The sequence below is a fragment of the Ignavibacteriota bacterium genome, assembly GCA_013285405.1.
Taxonomy (GTDB): Bacteria; Bacteroidota; Ignavibacteria; order Ignavibacteriales; family Ignavibacteriaceae; genus IGN2.
In genome coordinates this window covers 2,367,479-2,391,677 of record CP053446.1, presented here as the reverse complement: position 1 = coordinate 2,391,677, position 24,199 = coordinate 2,367,479, and the positions used below count along the sequence as shown (strand labels likewise).

General features: G+C 34.8%; 21 protein-coding genes. 4 read left to right on the top strand and 17 right to left on the bottom strand.

Annotated features, from left to right (window positions below):
* Position 1: 1 nt before the first annotated feature.
* From HND39_10390 to htpX, 5 genes are all read right to left on the bottom strand, one after another.
* On the bottom strand, positions 2-2,143 hold the full coding sequence (locus HND39_10390; GenBank protein QKJ96656.1) for a VCBS repeat-containing protein: 2,142 nt from the start codon (positions 2,141-2,143) through the stop codon (positions 2-4).
* On the bottom strand, positions 2,088-2,561 hold the full coding sequence (locus HND39_10385) for an acyl-CoA thioesterase (protein ID QKJ96655.1): 474 nt from the start codon (positions 2,559-2,561) through the stop codon (positions 2,088-2,090). The genes HND39_10390 and HND39_10385 overlap by 56 nt, the downstream gene beginning before the upstream one ends.
* Positions 2,561-3,331, bottom strand: a complete 771-nt coding sequence (gene bamD, locus HND39_10380; GenBank protein ID QKJ96654.1) for an outer membrane protein assembly factor BamD — start codon at positions 3,329-3,331, stop codon at positions 2,561-2,563. Before bamD ends, HND39_10385 begins: the two co-directional genes overlap by 1 nt.
* A 70-nt stretch (positions 3,332-3,401) precedes the next feature.
* Positions 3,402-4,034 (bottom strand): hypothetical protein, encoded by a 633-nt coding sequence (locus HND39_10375; protein QKJ96653.1) that lies wholly within the window; start codon positions 4,032-4,034, stop codon positions 3,402-3,404.
* 200 nt (positions 4,035-4,234) lie between these two features.
* On the bottom strand, positions 4,235-5,071 hold the full coding sequence (htpX, locus tag HND39_10370; GenBank protein QKJ96652.1) for a zinc metalloprotease HtpX: 837 nt from the start codon (positions 5,069-5,071) through the stop codon (positions 4,235-4,237).
* 197 nt (positions 5,072-5,268) lie between these two features.
* On the opposite strand from htpX, the gene porQ reads away from it, so the two are divergent.
* The gene (porQ, locus tag HND39_10365; protein ID QKJ96651.1) at positions 5,269-6,204 is read left to right on the top strand and encodes a type IX secretion system protein PorQ; all 936 of its coding nucleotides are present in this window, start codon (positions 5,269-5,271) and stop codon (positions 6,202-6,204) included.
* Between the two features lie 116 nt (positions 6,205-6,320).
* Here the strand turns inward: porQ and HND39_10360 are convergent, their stop codons facing one another.
* Positions 6,321-7,484, bottom strand: coding sequence for a hypothetical protein (locus HND39_10360; protein QKJ96650.1), 1,164 nt, complete (start codon positions 7,482-7,484; stop codon positions 6,321-6,323).
* Between the two features lies 1 nt (position 7,485).
* Complete coding sequence (locus tag HND39_10355; protein QKJ97967.1) at positions 7,486-8,982, bottom strand: glycine--tRNA ligase; 1,497 nt, start codon at positions 8,980-8,982, stop codon at positions 7,486-7,488.
* A gap of 153 nt (positions 8,983-9,135) precedes the next feature.
* Between HND39_10355 and HND39_10350 the strand changes: the two genes are divergently transcribed.
* Positions 9,136-9,747, top strand: coding sequence for a DUF47 family protein (locus HND39_10350; GenBank protein ID QKJ96649.1), 612 nt, complete (start codon positions 9,136-9,138; stop codon positions 9,745-9,747).
* Positions 9,748-9,798: 51 nt separating this feature from the next.
* Positions 9,799-10,788 carry an inorganic phosphate transporter gene (locus HND39_10345; protein QKJ96648.1) on the top strand — a complete coding sequence of 330 codons (990 nt, stop codon included), beginning with the start codon at positions 9,799-9,801 and terminating at the stop codon, positions 10,786-10,788.
* Positions 10,789-10,803: 15 nt separating this feature from the next.
* Here the strand turns inward: HND39_10345 and HND39_10340 are convergent, their stop codons facing one another.
* The 5 genes from HND39_10340 to HND39_10320 form a co-directional block, all read right to left on the bottom strand.
* Complete coding sequence (locus tag HND39_10340) at positions 10,804-11,700, bottom strand: DUF2520 domain-containing protein (protein QKJ96647.1); 897 nt, start codon at positions 11,698-11,700, stop codon at positions 10,804-10,806.
* Between the two features lie 6 nt (positions 11,701-11,706).
* Positions 11,707-12,528, bottom strand: a complete 822-nt coding sequence (gene amrB, locus HND39_10335; protein QKJ96646.1) for an AmmeMemoRadiSam system protein B — start codon at positions 12,526-12,528, stop codon at positions 11,707-11,709.
* A complete protein-coding gene (gene amrA / locus HND39_10330; protein QKJ96645.1) occupies positions 12,525-13,088 on the bottom strand; it encodes an AmmeMemoRadiSam system protein A in 564 nt (187 codons plus the stop codon). The genes amrB and amrA overlap by 4 nt, the downstream gene beginning before the upstream one ends.
* 11 nt (positions 13,089-13,099) lie before the next feature.
* Positions 13,100-13,927, bottom strand: a complete 828-nt coding sequence (locus tag HND39_10325) for a DUF4905 domain-containing protein (protein ID QKJ96644.1) — start codon at positions 13,925-13,927, stop codon at positions 13,100-13,102.
* 105 nt (positions 13,928-14,032) lie between these two features.
* Positions 14,033-15,415: a tryptophanase gene (locus HND39_10320; GenBank protein ID QKJ96643.1), complete on the bottom strand. Its 1,383-nt coding sequence runs from the start codon at positions 15,413-15,415 to the stop codon at positions 14,033-14,035.
* A gap of 233 nt (positions 15,416-15,648) precedes the next feature.
* Between HND39_10320 and HND39_10315 the strand changes: the two genes are divergently transcribed.
* A complete protein-coding gene (locus HND39_10315; GenBank protein ID QKJ96642.1) occupies positions 15,649-16,446 on the top strand; it encodes a hypothetical protein in 798 nt (265 codons plus the stop codon).
* Positions 16,447-16,504: 58 nt separating this feature from the next.
* Here the strand turns inward: HND39_10315 and HND39_10310 are convergent, their stop codons facing one another.
* The 5 genes from HND39_10310 to HND39_10290 all read right to left on the bottom strand — a co-directional run bounded on the left by HND39_10310 (position 16,505) and on the right by HND39_10290 (position 23,940).
* Entirely contained in the window at positions 16,505-17,101 is a 597-nt protein-coding gene (locus HND39_10310) for a transposase (protein QKJ96641.1), read from the bottom strand.
* A 378-nt stretch (positions 17,102-17,479) separates the two neighbouring features.
* Positions 17,480-19,945 (bottom strand): primosomal protein N', encoded by a 2,466-nt coding sequence (gene priA, locus HND39_10305; protein QKJ96640.1) that lies wholly within the window; start codon positions 19,943-19,945, stop codon positions 17,480-17,482.
* 196 nt (positions 19,946-20,141) lie between these two features.
* Entirely contained in the window at positions 20,142-20,678 is a 537-nt protein-coding gene (locus HND39_10300) for a hypothetical protein (protein ID QKJ96639.1), read from the bottom strand.
* 129 nt (positions 20,679-20,807) lie between these two features.
* Complete coding sequence (locus tag HND39_10295; GenBank protein QKJ96638.1) at positions 20,808-21,857, bottom strand: LD-carboxypeptidase; 1,050 nt, start codon at positions 21,855-21,857, stop codon at positions 20,808-20,810.
* Positions 21,858-21,867: 10 nt separating this feature from the next.
* Positions 21,868-23,940, bottom strand: a complete 2,073-nt coding sequence (locus tag HND39_10290; protein QKJ96637.1) for an acetyl-CoA synthetase — start codon at positions 23,938-23,940, stop codon at positions 21,868-21,870.
* Positions 23,941-24,199 lie beyond the last annotated feature (259 nt).

Below are 24,199 nucleotides of genomic sequence, written 5' to 3'. Positions count from 1 at the left end.
ATTATTTTTTGAGTGATTTTATTGATATGCAGCCTTCTTTATTATTTGAATAAACTAAAAAATAATTTTTCTTATCGAGTCTTGCGAAAAAGTAATCAGACACATTTTCAGCTTTAATGATTTGTTTTAGTGAAAATGCTTTATCAATCTGCCGATAAATCAGTTTGTAAATATAATTATCATTAGAACTATTTACTGTAAAATTAATAATCCCTTTAATTGAGATTTCACCAAAAAATGCACGTCCAAATTTAAGTTTATTATTTCCACTAAATTCTCTTATTTGTTTGGATATATCCACACTGCCTGCGGTGACTACAATTAAATACTCTTCACTTTCACTTTGAACTACGCTTACTACGGATGGATATTCATTGTCGTAAAAATCTGCTCCATACAGATCAACCTGAGTTTCACTTGTCTTTGGTACTATTAAATGCGTTTTAAATTCGTGCGGACCGGATTTGATTACAGCCGAATTAAATTCAAGCTTATCATTTTCGGATTTCCAATAGTAAACAACAGGTTCATCTGTTATGAAAAGTTCGGCGGCAATCACATTCCTGTCAATAAAAGGATATTCTTTGAAAGTTATACTTACATCACGATTTTCAAATTTTCCCAAATACATTTTTGCATTTTTCTCATACAATACAAAAATATTCACGAAAGAACTGTCAATCCGCTGGAAAGCTACATCGAGCAATTCTCCCGGTGCATAAAGCTGCTTCCTGTTTAATTTATCAGTTCTGAAATTGTATCTGAACACTTCAAGCAGCGGAGCTCCTTTTGAATAGCAATAAAAAATTTTTCTGAAGCTGAAAAATTCATCAATAAGAATTTCACTGTGATCTTCGGCTAACGGGATTGAATAATATTTTGTTGGTACTGCAGCAGAATTGTTCAGGATTAACTTTAAAAGGTTATCATATTTATCAACTACTGCTATATCGGGGATGCCATCATTTTCAAAATCAAATTTTTTTACTGTATTAGCTTCAATAGCAAAAAAAATATTCTGATCCTGCCCGTTAAAATATCCTGAACTGAAAAGGATAAGCTCTCCTTCCTGAGTTAAACAGGCAATGTGATTTTTAGATTCAGATTTAAACCTTGTGAAAGCCAGTAATGAAGTTTCCTTTAACAAATGAATCGGTTCAAAAAATTCCAAACCATTTTTACCAATAGTTACATTCAAAATACCATTTGAAACTAAATAGATAATGCCAGGATATTTATCACCGTTAAAATCACCAATTAATAGTGAAACAGGTTTATCACCAAGTTTCAGAACTTTCTTCTGGTTAAAGGCAGATTGATAATCACCATACAAAATTTCTAACTGATTATTTATTGCGTAAATAATTTCTGCAAAACCATCGTTGTTCAGATCATAACTTTCCAGCGATTTTATTTTTTCGGAGTACGGGATTGTACGCGTTGCACGAAAAACACCTTTCGTATTATTTAAAAAGAACCGAAGAGAATTATCAAGAATATCAAATGCAGCAACATCCGGATATCCATCATCATTCAAATCAATAAAGACAGCTTCACTGAAACTTGTACCGGTTACAATTTTTCTTTCACCTATTCCATCTTCAGCTCTATAAAGCAGTGAGAGCCCATCAAACCCGCTTCCATAGACGAGAATCTCTTCAATGCCATTCAAATCAATATCACCTGTAACAATATTTTCAGGATATGAATCGAACGAAATCTCTGCCAGCTTTCCTGATATGGAGTCAACATAAATATTAACCACTGAAATTTTTCTTTGCTTGCGCTCTACAACAGCAAAAAGATTATTTGAGCTTGTTTTATTCTTCAGATGTTTAAGTTGAAAGATTTCAAATTTTGTTTCCAAATCATTGAATACCGTGTCTTCAGGCATACCTGATAGTACACCAATATGTTTTTGTGCAGGTGAATACAGGATTAATTCACTTCTGCCATTTAAATTCAGATCAGCAGAAATAATTTGATTATAACCTTTGGGAATTGTGTAATCATTCCGAAAACAAAATCCATTAATCGGAACCTGGCTGAAGGATAGAGTTTGAAATAATAAAAAAAATAAAATGAAACTATTTTTCAACAGATCTGCTTTTGAGCCTATTTTCTCTCCTGATGAGCGCCTCATTAAATCGTCTTTTTTGTTCATTTGTTTCCGGTACAGCTTCTACTGCTTTAACAGGCTTACCTTGCTGATCAACATTTACAAAAGTCAGATAAGCTGAATTAGTATGTTTAACCGTACCCTCTTTGAAGTTTTGTGCAAATACTTTTACTCCGATTTCCAGCGAAGTATTAAAAACCCTGTTAACTGATGAAAGAAGTGTAACAGCATCGCCAAGTTTTACAGGATGAAGAAAATCTACTTTATCAACTGAAGCAGTAACACAAACTCGTCCGGTAATTTTTTCGGCACTAAGTGAAGCACACATATCTATCCAATACATCAATTGTCCGCCGAACAGGGTTCCTAACTGATTAGTATGATGAGGAAGAACCAGCTCGGTCATCGTAATCTGAGATTCACTAACTTTCCTGACGTTCATTAATTAGTGGAAAAGCCTCCTTTAAGTTTTGCTTCGAGTGAATTTTTTAAATCATTCACTTCTTTGAAATGTTCATCATCAGGATACATACGAACAAACTTTCTCATCTCTTTCAAAGCTTCGTCTTCTCTCTCTCTGTCCATAAGTAATTTTATTTTGCGATAAAGTGCTAAAGGTGCATATTGTGTATCGTGGTAAACTTCAACGACTGCATCAAAATATTTTAGTGAAGCAGTATAGTAATCCATCTTCTCGTAAATACTTGCAATCGTAAATTCTTTGCGTGCGAGTTTATCATTCATTTCAGAAATTTTAGTTTCAGCCTGTGCAACTTTGTCATTCAACGGGAAGAAATCCACAAAAGCCTGATACTCTTCTATTGCTTTCTTAGTATATTTTTGATCGAGTGTATAATCCGGTGAAAGTTCATAATAACTTTCAGCAAGCATAAACTGAGCATCTGCGACTAACTCACTTGCTGGCATATTTTTTATCAGCTTGCTGAACTCATACGCAGAAAGTATATATTCTTCACGAAAAAATCTGCATAAGCCAAGATAATATTGAGCATCATCAACAATACTGCTTCCCGGATATTGAAGAAGCAGAGCTTCGAGTTCAGTAGCTGCGGTTTCGAAATCTTCTTCCTGATAAAGCTGCATAGCATATTTTAATCTGTCATCTGCTGACAGATTGCTAAGATCGCGGGTCGAACTACATCCCCAAACAATTGCTAAAAGTGTTATAAATAATAATGGATATTTTCTCATAAGTGTTTTGATTTCAAAAAATAACAGACAATATTAGCTATAATTGAAGTTGCTTCAAAGGTAAAATCATTCATTCACTTCTCACAGTGAAGAACAACACAATAACCGCAGCAGCAGTCCCGATTGCAATTAATGGTTCTGCAAATCCGGATAGAAATGGTTCTGATGGAATAGTTCCTTTTGTGAATGGAAAAGATTCGTTCTCAAGATATTTCAGATCTTCAACTTTTACAGTATCGAGTTTAGTAATTTCAAATTCTGTTTTTTTGCCTCCTGAGAAAGTATTAAAATAATTTCCGAAAATTGTGGAGTAGCGTTGAATGTAATGTGTACCAAACCAGCCATCTCTGAACATTTCACCGTATTCAACTCCAGCACCTTCCAATACAATATTAATTTCAGGATTGTCCAAATCACCCGATGAAAGTTGAAGAATTTCCTTTCCGTTACTTTTAAATCTTTCTTTGATATTGTTCGAGAACAGGGAGTAGCTTTGACCAAGATTTAATCTAAGAAGCAGATTTTTTTCTGACTGTGGAAGTTCAGAGCAGATTTTATCTACAAGCGAATCAGTCAATGTGTAAAAAATTTCCAGATTAGTTTTTTTTTGGGCAATTAGATTTAAAGAAGAAATCAGGATTGATAACAGGAAGGAAAATCGCACTATGCGAAGAAAATATTTATTCACAAACTTAATTTGCATTACGCTGCAAATATCCACAGAATGGCTAAGAGTTTCAAGACGTTCTTGATGCTGAATACTCGATACTTGTTTTTTGTATGAAATACAAAAGCTGTCAATCCAGCCCCGCCTGTTCGGCAGACAGGTCGTCCGGAATCTGACAGCTTTTAATTCTAAATTTGATCCTGAAACAAGTTCAGGTCAAGATTGTTAATTATACATTACCTAACCATTGCCTGCAATCTTTTAATTCTCTCTTCAGTTGGAGGATGAGTTGAAAACAATTTTGAAATTCCACCACCAGCTAACGGATTGATAATAAACATATGTGCCGTTGCCGGGTCCGAATGATTAACAGGCTTCATTTGATTTCCTCTTGAAATTTTTGTAAGTGCAGAAGCAAGTCCTAATGGATTTCCGGTGATCTCTGCTCCACCTCTGTCTGCAGAAAATTCACGTGAACGTGAAATAGCCATTTGTAGAAGCATTGCCATAATCGGGGATAAAATCAAAAGAACTAATCCACCAAATCCTCCGCCTTCTCTGTCATCACTTCTGCCAAACATCATTGCCCATCCCGCCATTTGAGCAATGTAAGAAATCGAACCGACAAGTGTTGCTGCGATTGTACTGATCAATGTATCTCTGTTCTTCACGTGCGCAAGTTCGTGAGCCATTACTCCCTCAAGTTCATCGTTGCTTAATCCTTGTAGAATTCCAGTTGTAGCTGCGACTGCTGCTTTCTGCGGACTTCTTCCTGTTGCAAACGCATTCGGAGTTGGATCATTTATCAAATAAACTTTAGGCATCGGAAGATTAGCTTGCTGTGCTAATCTTTCAACCATATCATAAAACTTTGGTGCTGATTCACGATTGACTTCTTTTGCTCTGTACATCGCAAGAACAATTTTATCCGAAAACCAGAACGAACCGAAGTTTATAAGTAATGAAAATAATAAAGCGATGGTCATTCCCGTGTTACCGCCAAGATAATAGCCGATAAACAGGAAAAGAGCCATCATTAATGTCATTAAGAATACTGTTTTAACCGCGTTCAATTTTTCTCCTTTTTAAATGTGGAAACAAATCTAAGCTGTGAAAAGTTTCGTTTCAACATATTGTGAGATGACTATATTTATTATGGGTTTCATAATTCTTTGTGATACATTATAAATTATTACTTATCCATTCTTTCTCCCCTTGCCTTTATTTGCTATAATCCTTAAATAGACACAGCATTTTTCAAGGAGTTTAAATGAGATCCATACTTTCATCGCTTTTTATCATTTTTGTTTTAGCAGGCTCAATCGCTTTTGGGCAAGATACATACAGATTTATGAATATTGATATGAGCGCCCGAGCAGCAGCACTTGGCGGAAGCTTTTCTACAAATAACGATGATGTTGATGTTCTCTTCTACAATCCTGCTGGTATGAGCTTCCTTGAAAAAAATCCTGTTTCATTTTCCTTTGTAAAACACCTGATGGATATCAATCTTTTCAGCTTAGCTTACTCAACAGAATTTGAAAACATCGGCAGATTCGGAACTGCCGTTAAATATATCAACTATGGAACATTCGATGGTGCTGACGAATTCGGAAACAAGACTGGTGAGTTTGGCGCAGGTGAACTCGCTTTTATCCTTGGCTACACAAATGAATTCACTGAGAATTTTTATTATGGTGCAAATGCAAAAGTAATTTACTCGAGCATTGAGGATAAATCATCAAGTGCAATTGGTCTTGATTTCGGAGTTAATTATGAAATTCCAAACCAAAAAATGAATCTTGCAGCAACTGTACTCAATCTCGGAACACAGCTTTCTTCATACGTTGATACAAAAGAGGATCTTCCGCTTGATATCACAATTGGTGTTTCAAAAAGACTTGAGAATCTTCCGGTTCGTTTGTCACTTGATTTCCATCAGCTTAATAAAGACCGTGATCAACTTTACCAGCATCTGAAGGGTTTTACTGTTGGTGCGGAGTTCTACCTTAGTGAGATTTTTACTTTGAGATTTGGTTATGATAATGAAGCTCGTTCAGATTTGAAAGTTGGATCTTCTGCAGGTATTGCCGGATTCAACGGCGGACTTGGTGTTAAAATATCCGAATACATTTTTAACTACGGATACTCATCAATGGGTTCAATCGGTGCAATGCACAGGATAGGTTTGGCAACATCGATTTAATTATTCAACCAGATGTCATTCCAGCTTGTCCGGAATCTGTTCGCTGTTCCTGATCGTGTGATTGTCATTCCGGCTTGTCCCTAATCTGACACCACAATAAACCGACTTAATAAAGTTTATTTATTTCCCTGCTTCTCTGAATTTTTTATCCTATCGAGATAAGTTTCGGCAAGTGTGTGTGAGTTTTGAAACTCCCTCATATCAAGCACAGCGTTATAATATTTTTTTGCTTCATCATTTTTACCGCGTGTTTCCATAATATTTCCTGAATAAAGAGTTGCATTAATTCTGAAACCGGATGCTTTATCTTCGTCAATTTTTTTAGATTCTTCAATACATTTTTTATAATAAGAAAAAGCTTCAGTTAACTCACCTTTGTTCTTAAGAATATTACCAACATAATAATTCGCTTCTCTTCTTACCATTGGAGTGTTGTATCCAACCAGATTTTTATCGGCTTTATTAAGAACGTTTCTGAAGATTTTATCTACTGTTTCCCATTCAGCTTTTTTTACTGCTATTCTTCCCCGCCATCTCTCAAATACAGGATTATCAGGAAATAATTCAACAAGCTGTTTCGTATAAAGCTCCGCCGAGTTTGCATCGTTTTCAAAATAATAGAAGAAAGTAACGAGTATGTATTTAGCTTCATAGCTTGAATACTTTCCATAGTTTGCTGCTTCTTTTAATTGCTTAAGTCCAAGTTCCTTGTTGCCTGTTGGAAAGAACATCATCACTGGTTTTATTATTGGATATTTATCTGGGATTACGGCAGCAAGATAATTGTAAATTCCGAAACCAAGCTTTACATCAACATTATCCGGATCGAGCTTGTGTGCAAGCTCAACTAAGGGTAAAGCTTCACGTCCATCATCAGCAGCAGCGAACCAGCTTTCGCGCATAACCCGTAACCTTCCCCTGAAACCAATCGCACCACCTTTGAAGAAAAGTGCGTCAACATTATTGGGATCTTTGTCAAGAATATCATCGCAGAAATCAACCGTCTCCTCGATCTTTTCGTAGAATCTTTCATCCTGCTCTTCATTTTCTTCTGAAAGAATTATTTTCCACCAGTCAATAATGGCAAAAAAGAATTTTCCCGCCGGATGTTTCGGATATTCTTTTTGTAAAAAGAGAAATGTTTTTTCTGCTTCAGTAAATTTTATACTGTAGATTTGATTTATGCCTGCTTTAACGAGTGAATCGTAGCTGGGTTTTGATAGAATGGGGACCTGAAATATTATAAAAGTCAAAAATACAATTAAACTAATTAATTTCATCTCAAGCAGTATGTAATTTTTTCAACAAATAAATTGACAACTTATCAATCCCAACTCTTTCCTGCACCATTGTATCTCTTTCACGGACGGTTACAGTTTGATCTTCGAGAGTTTGTGTATCAACTGTAATACAAAAAGGAGTTCCGGCTTCATCCTGTCTGCGGTATCTTCTGCCGACAGCACCTTTATCATCATAAAAAACTCTGAAAGATTTTCTTAAATCGGTTTCAATCTTCCTTGCAATTTCAGGCATACCGTCTTTGTTAACAAGAGGAAATATTGCGGCTTTTATTGGTGCAAGTCTCGGATGGAATTTAAGAACGGAGCGAAGCTCTCCATTTACTTCTTCTTCATAATAAGCATCAACTAAAAATGCCATAAATGATCTGCTTGCACCTGCTGATGTTTCAATTATGAAAGGAATAAATTTTTCTTTCGTCTGCTCATCAAAATATTTTAATGATTTGCCGGAGAACTCTTCGTGTCTGCTTAAGTCATAATTTGTTCTGTTGTGAATTCCTTCAATCTCTCCCCATCCGAATGGAAATTCATATTCTATATCAACAGCTTCTTTTGCATAATGAGCAAGCTTATCAGCCGGATGATCGTGGTAACGTAATTTTGTTGGAGTCATTCCCATTCTTTTAAACCAATCAAGTCTTTCTGCTTTCCAGTAATCATAAAATTTTTTGTCTTCACCATCTTTAACAAAGTATTGCATCTCCATCTGTTCAAACTCGCGCGTACGGAAAAGAAAGTTTTTTGTATTTATCTCATTACGGAATGCTTTCCCAATCTGTGCAATTCCGAAAGGAAGTTTTTGTCGTGATGATCCTTGCACATTCAAAAAGTTTACAAAAATTCCTTGTGCAGTTTCCGGGCGGAGGTAAACAACGGCTGTACTATCTTCCATCGGTCCGATAAATGTTTTAAACATCAAATTGAATTTTCTTGCATCGGTGAATGTTCCTTTGTTTCCGCATTGAGGACAATTCAATTGTGCAAGAAGAAGTTTTGAAATCTCTGCATCTTCAAGTAAAAGAGTGAAAGGATTTTCCTGACCAGCATTACTGATTTTTTCATCAACTAATTTTAAAAGTCTTTCATCTGACTTTAAATTTTCTTTCAACTCCTGAATTGCTTTTTCTTTTTTCTTATCGGCATACGAATCGCCAAGTACATCAAGTCTGAATCGAGCTTTACATTGTTTGCAATCAATCATTGGGTCAGTAAAATTCTCAACGTGACCTGAAGCTTCCCAGACTCTCGGGTGCATTAAAATAGAAGCATCAATTCCTTCAATATCTTCGCGATAAGTCATTGCTTTCCACCACTCACTTTTAATGTTGTTCAGAAGTTCAACACCGAGCGGTCCGTAATCCCAGCAGCCGTTAAGTCCGCCGTAAATTTCACTTGATTGAAAAACAAATCCTCTTCTTTTCGACAAAGAAACGATTTTTTCTAATAAATTATCCTGGTTGTTATTCTTGTTAGAGATGATGTGATCCTTTAATAAATTGAAAAATTCGGGTTTGAATATAACAAAGAATCGTGAGAGAATTAATAAAATATTTACACTAAATTAAAAAATTCATTAGCAATTTATATGTGAATGAAAATATTTTAGTCATATCAAAAAAATGGATTTATTATGATCAAAGCCTTCCTGCCTAAAGAAGAAAAATATTATGACGATTTCAGAGAAATGATTTCACACATACAGCAAATGGCAAAATACACCGAGCAGCTTTTTGCTGATGAACTTATCGACAAAAATCACTATCTGAATATTAAACCATTAGAGCTAAGATGCGATGAAATTTCGTCAAGAATTGTTAAAAGGCTGAATAAAACTTTTATTACTCCATTCGATAGAGAAGATATCTTTGCTCTGGCAAAAAGAATGGATGATATAAGCGATATGCTGCTCGGAGTTGCCGCAAGAATTGAAACATTCAACATAACAAAAAAAATTCAGCATGCAGATATTCTCGCCGCTATTGTCCACAAACAAGTACAGGAACTTGTCACAGCAATCCAGGATTTAAAAGAAAAACGGATTAATGAGATTAAAGCTGTAAAAGATCTGGAATCCGAAGCTGATCAGGTTTACCGGAATGCAATACAAGGTCTCTTCACTAATGAGAAAGATGCTATTGAACTCATAAAGAAAAAAGAAATACTTGATCTGCTGGAAAGAACTTCCGATCGCTGCCAATCGGTGGCTAACATCATTCTTTCAATTTTTATTAAGAACTCATAGAAAGCAGAAACATTAAAATTCTATCCTCACCAATACTCATAGAAAAAATTAATGCATGAAGTTGTTATCATAATTATTTTAGTGTTAATATTCGATTTCATTAACGGATTTCACGATGCTGCTAATTCAATTGCTACTGTAGTATCAACACGGGTGCTATCACCGCAGGTTGCAGTTGTCTGGGCTGCATTTTTTAACTTCATCGCTTTTTTAGTTCTGGGATTGCACATAGCAAATACAGTTGCAAAAGGAATTGTCAGACCAGAAGTTGTTGATCTGGTAGTAATCGGAAGCGGACTAATTGCATCAATTGGCTGGAACTTGTTAACATGGTGGTGGGGAATTCCTTCAAGCTCTTCACACACGTTAGTTGGTGGTTTTGTTGGTGCAGCAATTGCAAAAGCCGGTATTGGTTCAATTTTTCTTCCGGAAGTAATAAAGATTATCGCATTTATTTTTATTGCTCCATTAGTTGGAATTGTAACTTCTGTTTTCTTTTCAATTATCACACTGCATCTCTGTAAAAATATGAATCCGTATTCGGTGGATAAATATTTCAGAAAACTTCAGCTAATATCGTCCGCTGCATATAGTCTTGGGCATGGTTCAAACGATGCACAAAAGATGATGGGAATTATTTTTGTTGCGCTTGTTTCCACCGGACATCTGAATGTTCATGATGAAATTCCGTTATGGATTGTTTTATCCTGCTATGCAGCAATTGCATTGGGAACGCTTTCGGGCGGATGGAGAATTGTAAAAACGATGGGACAAAAAATAACAAAGCTTCATCCCTTTGAAGGATTCAGCGCTGAAACAGCCGGAGCAGTTACTTTGTTTGGAACAGCATTAGCTGGCATTCCGGTAAGTACAACACATACAATTACGGGCTCTATTATCGGAGCCGGAATAACAAAAAGATTATCTGCAGTAAGATGGAAAGTAACTTATAAGTTAATCTGGGCGTGGGTACTAACGATTCCGGTATCAGCAGTTTTAGCGATGATTATTTATGAAATTGCTGTATATTTTCTTCAATAGATTAAATCCAAACTATTAAAGTTTGTTCTTCAACAGCTTTTCAATCTTCCTGTGTTTCTCACTCAACTTTCCGTATTTTACTTTTACAACCTCCAGCAAATTAAGAGACTGAACAATATAATTTTTCCGAATCACTTTAAGTTTATCCTTGTTTTTTGCTTTTCTGATTTTAGCATCGAGTGTATCCAAATGTTTTTCTATTGTGTAAATATCACCACGATCTATCGGACCAGAAAGAGCTTTTGCAGGAGATAAATTGAAAACATTATCGAGAGCAGATTGAGTAGTTTTTCTGAGAATATTTTTTGGAAAATTATTTCCAGAAGTTATCAGAGAGAACGCATTAAATAAATTTCCAACAAGAAAATTTGAACTGTGAACTGCTGCAAGGTGATGGAAAACTTTTTCATCGGAATTTATTGAATGCGGTTTCAATTTTAATTTTTTACACATCTGAAGCAAAAAAGATTTTGCCTGTCTGTTTTCTGTTTCTATTGAAGCCGGTGAATTTCTGATATCAACAATATTTTTTGATGGGAATGGTCTGATTATATGGATTGAACCAATTGCACAACCTTTCTTGCGAAGTGAGTTCAGAACGGAAATATTTTCAACACCGGAAAAGTGAATGCAGATTGACTTACTAAAATCTCGTTTCAATTTTGATAACTTTTCAGCAGCTTTTTTTATCTCTCCATCAGGAACTGTCAAAAAGAAAACATTAACTTCCGCAGAAATGTTTTTTATAGAATTTGAGCAATGTGGAATCTTAAATTTTTCCGAAAGTACTCTGGCAGATGAAAGTTTTTTACTTATTACTATCTGGATATCGTATTTTGATTTTATAAGTGCGGAAACTATTGAATAAGCAAGTTTACCGGCTCCGATAATTGCAATTTTTTGTTTAGTCAATCCTGATTAATCTCCATAAAAAACTGCCGACAAATATCCAACAACTTCTTTATTATCACCTGTAACATCACCCGAATCGCTTCTGTTCAGAACCAATGAGTGTCTGACGTTTTTTAGGTCTGCTGATTTCATTAGTGCAACTATTGGTCCGCCGCCGCAAGCCTCACAAACATGAGTGTCAAGATCGGTTTGAAGGTTGTTAAAATCAAATTCTCTTATTCGCTTTTCAACAATTGAATCAAGTCTGTCAGCATGCGATTTGGAATAAAAGTGAGATAAATCAGAACTGGCAACAATCAAGGTTTCATCATCAGAAAGCTCAGCAAGTTTCTTTGCAAGTTTATCAACATTCAGTTTCGACTGATCACCCATTACTATTGGAACAATTTTAAAATTATTGAGTACGGATTGTAAAAATGGAAGCTGAACTTCTAATGCGTGCTCTCTTCTGTGACCTTCAAAACCTTTAAATATTAATTCATCATCGGTCAGAAACAGTTCACGAAATTCTTTATCAACTTTCAGAATACCGAGTGGCGTTTCATAAGCATCACCCTCAAAAATACAAATGCCAGGGAAATATTCTGAATGGCTCGGTGAAATTATAACAACTCGTCTATAATTTTTTCCGTTCAATAAATTATAAGCATGTGCTGCTGTTTTACCTGAATAAACATATCCGGCATGAGGTGATACGATTCCAAAAATATTATTAATTTCATTTTTGGATTTAGTTACCTCAAGCATCAGCGAAATATCTTTTTTCAATTTATCTGGATTTGCAGGATAAAAATATCCGGCAACCTGGGCAGGTCTGACATAATTCATTTTTTACCTCCGATTTTTTCTTCAGAAAAAACAAGAGCAGTGAAGACTTTTATATTTAACATCCTTTCCTTCCAATAATTTCCATATAAACCAGCTTTATGACAAAGGGCTGTCAGGAATTGAGATCGATTATAATTCTGTTCGATCGCAACCTGTGGAAGAAGAACTGCACTTCCACCTTCTTCTAATAAAAGCCCATGCTTTCCTACTTCAATTTCATCATAACTTTTGATAGGTTCAAATGGTGAGAGAACTGAAATCTCTATTTTTATTTTATCAAATTCATCTCTGCTTAATTCATCAAACCTTGGATCGCCAAAGGCTGAATGTTTTGCCGCATCCACAATAGTTTCGAATAAAGGTTTTTGTGCAATGATGTAACCAATACATCCACGAAGATGATTGTCAATATGCAAAGTAACAAAAGCACCTAATTGCATCTTAAGATTTGGAAAAACTTTGTAATCAATCTTTGTCACATCACATTCACTGAATTCCTGCAGAATGGATTCTCTTGCAGCTTGCAGTAATATTTTTTTTTCATCAGTTGAAAGTTCCATAACAATACCCATCAGGATATAATATTATAAACTTCGAGCCTTGTTTTCCCGAACAATAAAAAAAGAAAATCATCTTTAACAAAGAAAGAATCAGTGAAAAACAGACTCGTATCTTTATTCAAAACTTCTTCTAAAATATACTTTCTTCCGGATAAATCAACTGCTTTGAAAATGTTATTTAATTTTCCTTTTTCATTAACTGTATGAAAGCTCATCATCAGAAGCCCGTTTTTCAGTAAATATTCAATTTGACCCGAAATCATAAAATCAGTCTTCAGTGAACTAATCAAATCGAATGTATTATTTTCAATCAATGAATCGGATGAGAAGACTTCCGGAAATAAATAGCCAGCCGGGATATTGTCAGCTATTGATTGGTCTCTGAGTTCATTAATCAATAGTGGGTTATCGCCGAGTTCATCTTCAACCGTTCCATCCTGCAGATTCAAAGCAAAGAATTTTTTACCTCCGAATTCTTCAACGTATGCATACATTTTATCACGAAACATAAATTGAAATGTCAGGTTGGAATTTTCCCAGAATATTTTTTTTGTTTTGATATCGAAGGCAAATATTCCTTTGTGTTTTGGCATATCTGGTTTTGCAAATTTATGAAAATAGATATAGTCATCTTTCACAGATTCAATTCCTACCCAGAATTTATCATCAAGTTGAAAATCCTGCAAAATCTTTTTACCTGATGTCAACTCAATACAATGGAAGTAAACTTGTTTCTGTTCAGATTCACGTTCTTCGATTATAAGTTTACCGGAGTTAGTGGGAATAATTCTCCATATCTGTCTCTTGTTATCAAACCGGTATTTTTTTTTGAGCTTCATAGTGATTATTTATCTCAGTGAAATCTCTGTGGCTCTCTGCGTAATTCTTTTTAAAGGGGTTACACAGAGTTCACAAAGAACCGCAGAGGACCACGGAGAACTCTTTTAACTTTTAATTGGTGCAAACCTTGCCGTGAAATGTCTGAGCATCGGTGCTTCGTAAACTATTTTGTAACCTTTAAGTTTATTTCTGTTTTTGAAAACTTCAATGATTATTTCAATTAAGTAGTCAACATGACTTTGTGTGTAAACTCTTCTTGGAATTGCAAGCCTTACAAGTTCCATCATTGCAGGAATAAGTTTTCCATTCTTATCATACTTACCAAACATTACACTACCAATTTCAACGCCACGAACTCCACCTTCCAGATAAAGTTCACAAACAATCGCCTGACCCGGATATTGATCAGCAGGAATATTCGGGACAAATCTTTTTGCATCAATATAAATTGCATGACCACCCGGTGGTTCAATAATCGGAACACCGGCTGCAACTAATCTTTCTCCCAAATATTCAACGCTTCTAATTCTATATTCAAGATAATGTTCATCAACAACTTCTTCTAAACCCTGAGCAACTGCTTCAAGATCTCTCCCGGCTAATCCTCCATAAGTTGGAAATCCTTCTGTTACAATAAGAAGGTTCCTTGATTGCATCGCAAGATTTTCGTCATTCAGCGCGAGAAATCCTCCTATATTTACAAGAGCATCTTTCTTTGCACTCATCGTTGCACCATCAGCATAGGAGAACATTTCCTGTGCAATTTCCAAAACAGATTTATCCTGATAACCTTTTTCTCTTTTCTTAATGAAGTAAGCATTCTCAGCAAACCTGCAGGCATCAAGAAAAAGCGGGATACCATATTTTTTACAGACATCTTTCACATCACGAATATTCTGCATAGAAACCGGTTGTCCACCACCGGAGTTATTTGTAACTGTTATCATACACAGTGGAATATTCTCTACTCCTTTTTCCCTGATGAATTTTTCAAGTTTTTCGACATCCATATTTCCTTTAAAATCAGCCCGCTGTTCCGGATGCTTTCCAATTTCATTTAGTAAGTCTTCAGCTTCAGCACCTGTAAATTCAATATTGGCTCTTGTTGTATCGAAGTGAGTGTTGTTCGGAAAATATTTTCCCGGTCCTCCAACAATCGAAAATAAAATTTTCTCTGCCGCCCTACCCTGATGAGTAGGAATAATAAATTTCATTCCAGTAATTTTTCTTACTGCATCCTCAAAACGGAAAAAACTTTTTGAACCGGCATAGGCTTCATCTCCTTCCATTATTCCTGCCCATTGCTTTGCGCTCATTGCAGATGTACCACTGTCAGTAAGCAAATCAATCAGCACATCATCGGCATGAATCATAAATGGATTGTAACCTGCTTTAGTTAGAATTTTCTCTCTTTCATCACGAGTGGTGAAACGGATTGGTTCAACTGATTTTATTTTGAATGGTTCGATGATTGTTTTTGGTTTCATATTCTTCTCAGATAAGGTTGGTAAATATTTACTCTTCAAATTTACAAAATGATAGCGGACTTTGCTCAGGCATATTTTAATTGAATTTGTGAATCAAAATGATTTTTCTAAAACAGCAAGTGTGTAAAAACCATGCAGCATTTTTAATTACCAATCAGCAAAAATTTATTGCCTTTGGCTTAAAGATAGAATATGTTTTGTTTAACAATTTTTAATAATTAGTGAGGCTCGAAATGGATCTAAACGAAACTATAAACTCACCTGAACAAAAACAGGAAACCGGAGAACTAAGTCATTCCGATAAAATGATCGGAGTATTTACTGAGCCAGCAAGAATGTTTTCAGTCACTTCAAAGTTTGCTGCGAAGCACAAAGACTGGGTAATCCCAATTCTTATTTTCTTTGTTGTAGTATCTTTAGTAAGAATCCTTGCAATGACAAACGAGGAAGTTTATTTTGAAGCTAAGAAACAAGGTATTGATCGGATTGAAAAGATGGTTGAAAACGGAACACTAACCCGTGAACAAGCTGATCAGCAGATTGATGCAATGGACACATATATGAGAGGACCGATGAGCTGGATATTTACAGTCATTCCGATACTTTTATTTGGTTTCATCTTCTTCTTTATCATTACCGGAATTTATTTTCTGCTGATTAAATTTATTCTTAAAGGAGAAGGAACCTTTACCGGTGCATTAGTTGCCAATGGGTTAACAGCTTACATAAATATTCTTCAAATAGTAATCGCAGGTATTCTCACAATGCTAATGGGTAAGATAATGATGGATACGAGTGTTGCATCCTTTATAGGAAGTGATAAGAACACAATCACAGGGTGGGTTTTATCAAAGATAGATCCGATAAGTATTTGGGCTTATGCGATTCTTGCGATTGGATTTGCAAAGATGAACAAATCCGAATCAACCGGGAAATATTATGCACTCGTTTTTGCTGTCTGGCTGATTGGTGCATTTATCTGGTTCCAGATAACACAAGCTGTTCCATTTTTACAAGGATTTAATCAGTAATTCTATTTGTTGATTATTTATGTGAGACTCACCTTAGAGGTGAGTCTCACTTGTGTTTTTATTTTTTATTCCTTTCTAATTCCAGCAAATATTTACGCAATCCTTTAACTGCTCGTTTAATGGATTTATAATTTATAACATAAGATTCATAGCTGCTTGCATTATTGAAATATTTATTCCTTAATTTCAAATCTACCAGACTTCCGTTTCTCTTTTCAATCCATTCGAGATAATTTGAGAACTTCCAGTCCTCAATTTGCTCTACTAATCCATCATCAACCCGGTTTCTGTGAATATACCTGCATAGTTCAAGCAAATAATTGGCATATTCAACTTCTATTGACTTAAATGTTCCTTCAAACAAAGTTCCGGTTCTGTTATACCTTTTATTCACAGCTTTGGTATAACCATTGAATAAAAAAGCAATTGGAATATTCAGTGGAATATCACCATCCTGTCTTAACACAAAATGATAATGGTTTGGCATTAGACAATAAGCTAAAACTGAAAATTCATATTTTTTAACATAATGTTTTAGCTTTTTCAACAAGTAAACGTAATTTTCTTCTTCAAAGAAGATTTTCCTTTTATTAGCTCCACGATTAAAAATATGGTAACATCTTCCCTTTAAAAATTTTACGTTCCTTTTAGCCATATATTTTTATTTTAATGAGAAACTCACCCCATATGAGACTCACTTTTAAGGTGAGTCTCATTTCTGCTTTAAGTTTTTACTTCAGTTAAAAACTTAACATTCCGTTTACTCAGAATCCATTAGTAACTCACCTTACGCAAAATGGAGAGATGACATCTTTTTATAGATTAAATAAGCACTTAAATTGGAATGTCAATGTTACTTTTGTTTAAATATTTAATAAAAAATAAAGATGTCATCTCTTTGCTAATTGCTTTTCTGCGTAACATCAGTTAGTAATTAATTTAATAGTGACATTTCTAATGAGTTATATCAAATTCTATGTGAGACTCACCTTAGAGGTGAGTCTCACATTTCTTTATTGTGTTTTAGTTTTCACTAAATCACGCTCTGCGGATCTATATCATAAAACAAACGCACATCTTTGAATCTTGATTTCCTGTTAAACTCGACATAAGAATTTAAAATTGAATTTCTTAAAATCTTCCCGCCTGGATCAGTTTGTCTCGATGATTTGATTAATATCTGATAACGAAATAGCCCTTTGAGTCTGGCTATTATTGCAGGTGTAGGAGAGGATATTTTTAACCACTTTTTATATTTTTTTATTTCGTGATAGAAATCATTCATTGCACCCTTTGCTTTTTCATTGGATTGATCTTTTGCTTCGATCAACGCAATTCTTGTAAAAGGTGGAAATTCCAATTTTTCCCGATCTAAAATTTCTTTTTCATAAAATCCGTTGTAGTTATTGTTAAGAACCATCTGAAGTGCAAAGTGTTTTTCATTCTGAGTTTGAATGATTACTTCACCCGGATTTTTACTTCTGCCTGCTCTTCCTGAAACCTGTGTGAGCAATTGAAAAGTTCTTTCATCAGCCCGGAAATCAGGAAGCCATAAAGTTGTTTCTGCCGAAATAACTCCAACAAGAGTTACTCTTGAAAAATCCAGACCTTTCGAGACCATCTGCGTCCCAACGAGTACATCAATATCTCCATTTCCAAAAGAAATTAACAATCTGCTTAATGCAGATTTTTTTGTAATTGAATCAGAATCAATTCTGCTCATCTTAACGTTGGGAAAATAAAACTCAAGTTCATCTTCAACTCTTTCAGTACCTGTTCCAAAATATTTTATTTGAATTGATCCGCAATGAGTACAAGCACCGGGGACATCTTTTATCAATCCACAATAATGACATTCGATAATATTTTTGTTGATATGATAAACCATCGGAACCGAACAGTTATCACAAATTTCAACTTCACCACAATCAGTACAGTAAATTTGAGTTGAAAAACCTCGCCTGTTTTGGAGAATGATAACGCCTTCACCTTTTTTTAATCTGTCTTCAATTTTATCAAGCAGAGTTTTGGAAAAAATATTTTCCATTCGTTTCTTTTTTCTTTCCTTATTAACATCAACGAGAGTAATAACCGGAAGTTTTGCGTTATCAATTCTATCAGGAAGTTCAAGCAGAGTATATTTCCCTGTTTTAGCATTGTACATACTTTCGACAGAAGGAGTTGCTGATCCCAATAAAACCGGACAGTCAAGAATGCTTCCAAGCATTATTGCTGAATCACGTGAATTATATTTTGGTATCATATCAGCTTGCTTATAGCTTGCATCGTGTTCTTCATCAATTACTATAAGTCCGATATTTTTTAACGGCGAGAACAATGCAGATCTTGCCCCAATTACCACTTTCGATTTTCCCTTGAATATTCTTTGCCACGAATCAAATCTTTCTCCGGGTGACATTCTGCTGTGAAGAACAGTAACTTCATCACCAAACACGTTGAAGAAGCGTGAAGTAATCTGCGGTGTAAGAGAAATTTCAGGAACGAGAATTAATGCTGTTTTATTTTGATCAATTACTTTTTTTGTGAGTTCGATATAAACTTGCGTTTTTCCGCTACCGGTAACACCATGAAGCAAGTATGTTTTAAATTTTGATTCAGAAAATGTTTTCGCAACTTCTGCTATAACTTCAGATTGTTTATCGGAAAGTGGAAACTTAGTTTGCTCTTCTTTATAATGCTCAACATATCTGCGGTCAACTTCCTGTTCGTAAAGCTTTACAATTCCTTTTGCTGCAAGTGAATCAATAGAAGATTTTGAGGATGAAGTTTTGTGAAGCAATTCAGCAACAGGCAAACCTTTTCCTTTCGCATTAACTAATTCTAAAAGAATCTTAATTTGTTTTGGCGAACGTCTTTCAATTTCAGGAAACAGTGAATAAACTTCGCCTGTCGTTTTATTCAACTTAACATAATTAACTGTTTTCGGTTTTACTTTTGCTTTCTGAATACTGTCAAGTAAAGTAATAACTCCATTTTCCTGAAGGGTTCTGAGAGTCGAGTATATATTTTTTTTCTTTACAATCTTCTGAAGCTGCTGAAGACTTATTTCTTCCTTCTCCGACAGGACTGTCAGAATTTTGGCTCTTGTAGAAGATTTGTTTTTTTCTTTTAAAAGAAGATGTGCTGAAGCAGTTTTATCAGAAATGATTTTTCTTTTTGATTCAATATCGGAGCCGTACGGAACTGCAAGTTTTAACGCTTCTCCTAATGAGCAGAGATAATAATCAGCCAGCCATTCGTAAAATTTAAATCCATCTTTATCAACAATTGGTTTTTCATCGAGGATATCAATTACTTGTTTTATTTCTTCTTTGATGGAAACATCTTTTGGTTTGCTTATTATAAAACCGGTCAAAGTTCTTTTTCCAAATGGAGCAACAGCCCTCACTCCGACTTTTGCCTGGTTTTGAAGTTCTTTCGGAACCCGATATGTAAAAGTTTTACGGAATGATAATGGAAATACTATTTCAGCATACATTCGTTTAGATCTTGGTTTTAAGTGAAATGGTTTTAGTTTTTCAATTTCTTGTTATTGACGACTGCAATAACCCAAAAATATTCCTGCAACCCGCTGATCAGAATTTTGCTAATAATGATTCGATATATTTTTTAAAAAAACCCGGGACTGATTAACCAGAACACATTTCCAATTCACGATAAACAAAATTCTATCATTACTCTTCAAGATACTGAGTAAGTTTAACAAGACTTCCCTTTTCAACATCAGTACTAAACATTTCAAACTTCAATGTTCTGATTGTATTATCCCACATTATTCTCTTATGACTTTCGGAAGTAATTATTTCACCATTTGTAGAAACAATACTGTCTTCAAGCGGAATTGTGATGAAGTAAAACGGTTCCTGGTAAACAATGCCTTCGACATTCGAAATATCGTCGAAAGAATAATTTAATTTACCTACAAGTTTACCATCTGAAATAAATAACTTTCGATCGGAAATAAATTTACCTTCAACATTCATCTGTTCAATAAAATCATCGCTCTTGAGAATAAAATTAAAGAGCTGATTTTTGTCTTCCTCAAGTTCAGAAGTATTCACCGCATCTGACCGGATATCAGAAATATTTAAAGTAACTGAGCCTGAATTTTCATCTTCAAGATTTATTTCATAAGAAACAGTATGAAATACAAGACATCCCTGCATTGCAAGAATTACAAAGAACAAAAGTGATATTTTTTTTATGAGCATTTTATTCTCCCATTTTAAATCATATTAAGTATTCTTGTAAAGCTATGCTACAGACAATTAAAAATAAAATTGAAACTAACAGGTTGTTGAAAAAGTAATTTTCAAATTTTTAATAAAACGATTTAAATTTTATTGAACAGCAGGTTCCAATAATTTTAGCCTTTTAGTTTCCGTATTCAATTCAGCATATCCGCCGAAAGGAAGAGTAAACTTATCAGCAACGTGTCCGAATGAAAGTCCGTAGATAACTGGAATTCCAAGATTCCCAAGCCTATCCTGTAAAACTTCCATCAAAGAAAAAGATCCCTGAAAAGCCGGATTACTTTTATTTGGCTCACACAACTTGAAAACTCCAAGTGCAATTCCTGCTGCATTTTCGAATTTACCTGACTGTATCATTTGTGTGAGCATTCTGTCAACACGGTACGGTTCTTCAATAAACTCTTCGAGAAATACTATCTTATCCGAATAATCTATGTCGAATTCTGTTCCAATAAGTGAAACGCAAATTGATAAATTTCCTCCAATTAACTTACCTTCAGATTTGCCTTCTGAGATAACAGTAATTCCGTACGGATTATAATTATTTTCAGTTGTTGAATTCATAAGATCAAACTCAAAAGTTGGATTCATCAATACACTTTCAAAATTCTTAACGCTAAAATTGCTGAAAGTTGAAATTGAAACCGGACCGTGAAATGTTAACAATCCGCTGTTTTTAAAAATTGCATATTGAAGTGCAGTAACATCGCTGAAACCAATCAGTGCTTTTGGATTATCTTCAATCAAATCATAATCAAGATAAGGTAATATTCTTGCACATCCGTAACCTCCGCGCGCACAGATTATTGCATGAACATCTTTCCGTTCAAACATATCATTCAGATCCTTCGCACGTTCTTCGTCATTCGCAGAGAAGTAACCATTTTTTTGCATCAGTCTGTCAGTGTAAACTACGTTAAACCCGAGACTTTGTAGGTTGATAATTGATTCTTGTTTTTCCTGATCAGTGATGTAACTGCCGGGAGTAACGAGTGCAATCGTATTTCCCTTCTTTAACCTTGCTGGCTTTTTAAGTTTTTTATTTGGCAGAATTCTGTCATCTTTTGCAGTAACAGGAAAGATTGAGCCAGCAATAGCTGCGGTGGAAATTGTTTTAATGAAGTTACGGCGTTTCACTTACAAAATTTTAACATTTGATTCTAATATCCACTGCAAAGATATTATTATCATCCGTAACTACAAGCGGATTAAGATCGCACTCGATTATTTCTCTATGATCGAGCATCATTTGAGCAACTGATTTTATAGTGCTTTTGATTCTATTCATATCAGCAGGAATTTCACCGCGCACACCTTGAATAATTTTTCCTATTTTCGTATTGTTTATCATTTCCTCAATATCATAATCACTCAGGTACGCAGATCGAATTGTTGTATCCTCGATAAACTCAACGTATTTACCACCGGAGCCAAACATTATCATTGGACCAAAGCTTGGATCTCGGAAACCGCCAACTAAAAGCTCAAACTTTGTATGGATGTACGGTTGTATGAGAAATGATTCTATACTTAATTTTTTTTGATTGAATGATTTAATCATTGATTCAGCAATATGTATCAACTCATTTTTATCTTTGATATTGAGCACGACACCTTTTAGTTCAGATTTGTGAATAATTTTTTCGCCGACGGCTTTAAGAACCACTGGAAATTTAAAATCTACTCTCTTCAAATCATTTAAACTCATCAGGTTTGTTTTAACGATTGGAATGTTGTAGTGCTCTGATATTTTAATTACTTCTTCCTGCGACAAAAATTTACCGGCTTCAAATTTCAATCCTTCAATATTTGTTTCGACAGGTATTAATCTGTTTTTGTTATCCTGTTTATTTTTGAACTTCAGCATATTTCCAATTACGACTGCAGGATCTTCTGATCTTTTGAAAAGTGATCGTTTTGTCTTTGATTCTTTTCTATACTGATCCCAAAATTCAGGTAAAGGCATTACAACCTGGAAAATTGGTTTAACATTTTTCCCAAAAGGATATTTCACTATTTCATTGATTCCTTCTATTACAGGAATTGCAGGAACCATAATTGGTTCAACAAAAACAGAAATAACTGCATCCACATTTTTATCTTCCACAAGAATTTCATTTACCTGTTTGAATTCTTCAGCTATACCACCGGGGAGTAAATCAACCGGATTGTTTACACTTCCCTGCGGGTGAACAATTTCTCTTAGCTTCAATTTTGTTTCTGATGATAACTCAGCAAGAGTTAAATTATTTTTTTCAAGAGTATCAACAGTGAGAATAGCCGGACCGCCAGCATTTGTTACAACAGCAATCCTGTTTCCTTTTGGCATCGGAAAATCTTCAAAACCTTTAGCAGTATTAAACATATCATTTAAATCATCAGCACGGATGATTCCAAATTGGTGAAGTACAGCATCAACAACTTTATCGCTGCTTCCCATCGCACCGGTATGAGAAGACGCTGCTTTAATTCCGCTCGATGTTCTACCTCCTTTGAGGATAATTACAGGTTTGGTAATCTTTTCATCGATAAAATATTTTATAAATTTTTCTCCTGCTTCAAAACTTTCGAGGTAATATGTAATCACACTAACATTTTTATCTTTCTCCCAATATTCAAGCAAATCATTTTCCGTAACATCAGCTTTATTCCCTACACTTATAAATTGAGAAAATTTTATATCAGTTTCTCTCAATGAATTTAAAACTGCTGCGCCGATTGCTCCGCTCTGCGAACAGAAAGCCATCTTTCCGTTTTGTGGTTCTTCAGCAACGAAAGTAGCGTTCATTTTTATTTCATGAATTGTGTTGATGATTCCCATACAATTTGGACCAACTATTCTTGCGTCTGATTTCTTTACTAATTCTAAAATTCTTTTTTCTTCTTGTTCACCCTGCTTACCTGTTTCTTTAAAACCCGCTGTAATAAGAATCATAGCTTTTGTTCCTTTGTCAGTAAGCTGTTTAATTGATTCTTCAACAAATTGTTTTGGGACCATAATTATTGCAAGATCTATTTTTTCTTTGACTGATTCAATTGTCGGATAGCATTTATATCCAAGGATTTCATCAGATTTTGGATTGATCAGAAATAATTTCCCCGTATAGCCATATTGTTTTATTGATTTAGTTAATTCATAACCGAGTGATTTTGGCTTTGAAGATGCGCCAACTACACAGATTGATTTTGGATAGAAGTAATCATTGAAAACAGCAGTCATTTTTGTCCCTGAATTTTTAGAAAGTGTACCACAAACTTACGGCTTATTGAGGAAAGAATCTTTTTAATTTATATGTTATTAAATGGAGAACTAATATTATCTGAACTAAATTTATGGTGTGAAATCTCGTCGGGCATTATCTATTTTTAAATCGAATAAAATATTTGTACACATTTTTAGGCTCCGCTGCAAGTATGGAAGATGATATTTATCCACCCGTGGTATCAGCTTTCAGCAGACGGGGCTTTTTATTTCAAAG

What these genes read in the sequence shown, in the direction of transcription:
- HND39_10390 (QKJ96656.1), bottom strand. Translation starts at nt 2,143, where the DNA reads ATGAGGCGCTCATCAGGAGAGAAAATAGGCTCAAAAGCAGATCTGTTG.
- HND39_10385 (QKJ96655.1), bottom strand. Translation starts at nt 2,561, where the DNA reads ATGAACGTCAGGAAAGTTAGTGAATCTCAGATTACGATGACCGAGCTG.
- bamD (QKJ96654.1), bottom strand. Translation starts at nt 3,331, where the DNA reads ATGAGAAAATATCCATTATTATTTATAACACTTTTAGCAATTGTTTGG.
- HND39_10375 (QKJ96653.1), bottom strand. Translation starts at nt 4,034, where the DNA reads ATGCAAATTAAGTTTGTGAATAAATATTTTCTTCGCATAGTGCGATTT.
- porQ (QKJ96651.1), top strand. Translation starts at nt 5,269, where the DNA reads ATGAGATCCATACTTTCATCGCTTTTTATCATTTTTGTTTTAGCAGGC.
- HND39_10360 (QKJ96650.1), bottom strand. Translation starts at nt 7,484, where the DNA reads ATGAAATTAATTAGTTTAATTGTATTTTTGACTTTTATAATATTTCAG.
- HND39_10350 (QKJ96649.1), top strand. Translation starts at nt 9,136, where the DNA reads ATGATCAAAGCCTTCCTGCCTAAAGAAGAAAAATATTATGACGATTTC.
- HND39_10345 (QKJ96648.1), top strand. Translation starts at nt 9,799, where the DNA reads ATGCATGAAGTTGTTATCATAATTATTTTAGTGTTAATATTCGATTTC.
- amrB (QKJ96646.1), bottom strand. Translation starts at nt 12,528, where the DNA reads ATGAATTATGTCAGACCTGCCCAGGTTGCCGGATATTTTTATCCTGCA.
- amrA (QKJ96645.1), bottom strand. Translation starts at nt 13,088, where the DNA reads ATGGAACTTTCAACTGATGAAAAAAAAATATTACTGCAAGCTGCAAGA.
- HND39_10325 (QKJ96644.1), bottom strand. Translation starts at nt 13,927, where the DNA reads ATGAAGCTCAAAAAAAAATACCGGTTTGATAACAAGAGACAGATATGG.
- HND39_10320 (QKJ96643.1), bottom strand. Translation starts at nt 15,415, where the DNA reads ATGAAACCAAAAACAATCATCGAACCATTCAAAATAAAATCAGTTGAA.
- HND39_10315 (QKJ96642.1), top strand. Translation starts at nt 15,649, where the DNA reads ATGGATCTAAACGAAACTATAAACTCACCTGAACAAAAACAGGAAACC.
- HND39_10310 (QKJ96641.1), bottom strand. Translation starts at nt 17,101, where the DNA reads ATGGCTAAAAGGAACGTAAAATTTTTAAAGGGAAGATGTTACCATATT.
- priA (QKJ96640.1), bottom strand. Translation starts at nt 19,945, where the DNA reads ATGTATGCTGAAATAGTATTTCCATTATCATTCCGTAAAACTTTTACA.
- HND39_10300 (QKJ96639.1), bottom strand. Translation starts at nt 20,678, where the DNA reads ATGCTCATAAAAAAAATATCACTTTTGTTCTTTGTAATTCTTGCAATG.
- HND39_10290 (QKJ96637.1), bottom strand. Translation starts at nt 23,940, where the DNA reads ATGACTGCTGTTTTCAATGATTACTTCTATCCAAAATCAATCTGTGTA.